Raw genomic sequence first — 2,511 nt, 5'->3', positions numbered from 1 at the left:
AGAGGGCGGTATGAGACCTGATGCCCGATTCTTCGTTTCGTGCGGGACAAGCGGGCAGGTTGTGGCGACGTCGGTCGACTACGGCCGGGGCTGGGTGAACAAGCCTGGCTCGGTCTCGGCCAGGATCCCACGGTCGGCCAGCCGCTTGAGCTTCAGGCGGACGTTGTTGATGTTGTTGGGCGCGACCGTCAGGTCCATGGCCTCGCACACCTGCCGGGCCCGCAGCGGGTGGTCGGCCGCGGTGAACACCGCCATGATCTGCTGGTAGGCCGGATGATCCGGTAGCTTCGGTGCCGGCGGCGCGGGCGGCCCGGGGTCGGGCAGCTCCAGCAGTGTCTTGCGGGTGATCCGAACTTCCTCGGCGGCCCGGCCGAGTTCGTCGAGCTGTGTGGTCAGCTGCGTGATCTGTTCCCGCATCGTCTCGGCCTGCGCGGTGATCTCCCGGTCCCGCTCCTCCAGCCGCGCCAGTACCGCGCCGAGCGTCAGCTCTCCGCCGGTCATGCGGTGCGCCAGGCCGGCACGGTCGCCCCGGTCAGCCGGCGCAGTATCACCGCGGTCATCGCCCAGTACACCCGCGACTCCGAACTGCGGGGCAGATGCTCGTAGTCACGCACCAGCCTGCGGTGCAGCATCAAGATCCCATACGCGCGCTCCACCACCCACCGCTTGGCCTGGGGAACGAACCCGGTCTGCGCGGGGTTGCGCTCCACGACCTCCACCTCGATGCCTACCTTCTGACCGTGCGCGACGACGGCGTTCTTGAAGCCCTGGTCGACCAGGGCCTTCTCCACGGTGTCGGTGTCGGCGGCGACCTTGTCCAGCAGTGCGATGCCGACGGCGTTCTCGTGCGCCGACGCGGCCGCAACGACCACCGCGATCACCAGCCCCAACACGTCAACGGCCAGGCCGCGCTTGCGGCCCGGTACCTTTTTTGCCGCGTCACGCCCCGTCGTCTGCGCGGGCACTCCGGCCGCCGCGTGCACGCTCTGGGTATCGAGCACCACCAGGCTCGGGTCCGCCTTCCGACGAGCCATTTCCCGCACCTGCCAGCGCAGCAGGTCGTGAATGGTCTGATCGATGCCGTCGTCACGCCAGGTGTAGAAGTAGTACTTCACCGCGCCGGGCGGCGGAAAGTCGTGGGGGAGCAGCTCCCACTGGCAACCGGTCCGGCCCTGGTAGAGCAGTGCGTTGACGATCTCCCGCATCTCGTATCGGCCCTGATGGCCGCTGACCGAGGGATGCGCGGCCTTCCACGCGGTGATCACCGGCTCGACCAGCGCCCACTGCTCGCCGCTCACGTCGGTCTTGTAGGGCTTGCGCTCGCTCACGGCGACCAGCCCAACATGCCAATGACCACCGACCGGCCGGGATGCCGCACCGCCACACGTTCAGGTGACGATAAATCTCCCATGCACTCTTATTCCGCCCTCTCAGAGGATGAGGCCGACAATACGGTCTCTGATTCAGTCTCACCAGGCAACTGGTTTCAAGGGAGTGTGGCCGTCCTGTCTGTAATAGGCACGCACCAGCGAGATTCTGGCGACTCGCTGGCCTTCTGCCACTGCGTGCTCCGCAGCCTTCCGCCCGGTGAAGGCCCGCTGTTCTCGTTCGTACTCCTCGTGAGGCTCGATACTGGGCGGGGTATCCAGGAGGCGAAGCTCGCCACTGTCCTGGACCAGCGTGACGACGAGACGGTCGTGAGTCTGGGGGGAGCGGTACTTGTACCGTTCGGAGGTGGACGCGAAATCAGGAGGGAACGGCGCCCGTGAGCCGATCCACCGGTCGTCACCGAGGGCCTTTCCCCATGCCTCACCAACCGTCCGCAGGTCGCCGTCGAAGACGACATACCGCTCCAGCCGCCACTGGCAGCTCAGCGGGCCGGCGGGCTCCCCTTCGAAGGGGACGTGACGGAGGCAGTGGTCCACGGCCGCGGCGCCGAGTTGCCGAGGTGCGCCCGGCAGGACGTCGACGACCTCCTCCAGGCGGCGTTCGGCCTCCGCCTTCGCACTGCGGCTAGCCGTCTCGATCTCACCGGTCTGCGACAGGGCAGCCATCGGCAACCCCGGCACCTGCACGTAGCCGTACCACCACGCTGTGGCCAGGCCCGCCAGCACAGCCACCATCGTTCCCGCACCGACTATCCGGTGGCGCACCTGCGGACTTGCCCTTCTTGCCATACCGAGACTCTCCCAAGCCCATGTCACTGAACAGCAACGAATCTGTCCGAGACTGGCAGCCGGTGCGGCCCTGGCAGAGCAGCGCGTTGACGATCTCCCGCATCGCGTACCGGCCCTGATGGCCGCTGACCGAGGGATGTGCGGCCTTCCACGCGGTGATTACCGGCTGCACCGACCAGCACCCACTGCTCGTCGGACAGGTCGGTCCAGTTAGGGCTTGCGCTCCCTCACGGCGACCAGCCCAGCACGCCCATGGCCGTCGACCGGCCGGGATACCGCCCTGCCACACGTTCAGGCGACGACAAATCACCTATGCACTCACATATCACCCTCT

General features: G+C 67.2%; 3 protein-coding genes and 1 pseudogene. All 4 read right to left on the bottom strand.

Annotation, left to right across the window (positions count from 1 at the left end; translation table 11 throughout):
- Positions 1 to 78 precede the first annotated feature (78 nt).
- Positions 79 to 501 carry a hypothetical protein gene (locus ACZ5TL_RS39435; protein ID WP_468595590.1) on the bottom strand — a complete coding sequence of 141 codons (423 nt, stop codon included), beginning with the start codon at positions 499 to 501 and terminating at the stop codon, positions 79 to 81.
- Complete coding sequence (locus ACZ5TL_RS39430) at positions 498 to 1,328, bottom strand: IS5 family transposase (RefSeq protein WP_468595589.1); 831 nt, start codon at positions 1,326 to 1,328, stop codon at positions 498 to 500. Before ACZ5TL_RS39430 ends, ACZ5TL_RS39435 begins: the two co-directional genes overlap by 4 nt.
- Positions 1,329 to 1,469: 141 nt before the next feature.
- Entirely contained in the window at positions 1,470 to 2,114 is a 645-nt protein-coding gene (locus ACZ5TL_RS39425) for a hypothetical protein (RefSeq protein ID WP_468595588.1), read from the bottom strand.
- 115 nt (positions 2,115 to 2,229) lie between these two features.
- Positions 2,230 to 2,377: pseudogene (locus ACZ5TL_RS39420) on the bottom strand (transposase); the annotation flags it as partial.
- Between the last annotated feature and the right edge of the window lie 134 nt (positions 2,378 to 2,511).

The organism is Streptomyces sp. NPDC033136, assembly GCF_055578235.1.
The sequence above is the reverse complement of the archived record's forward strand: the minus strand, read 5'-3'. Positions and strand labels throughout refer to the sequence as shown.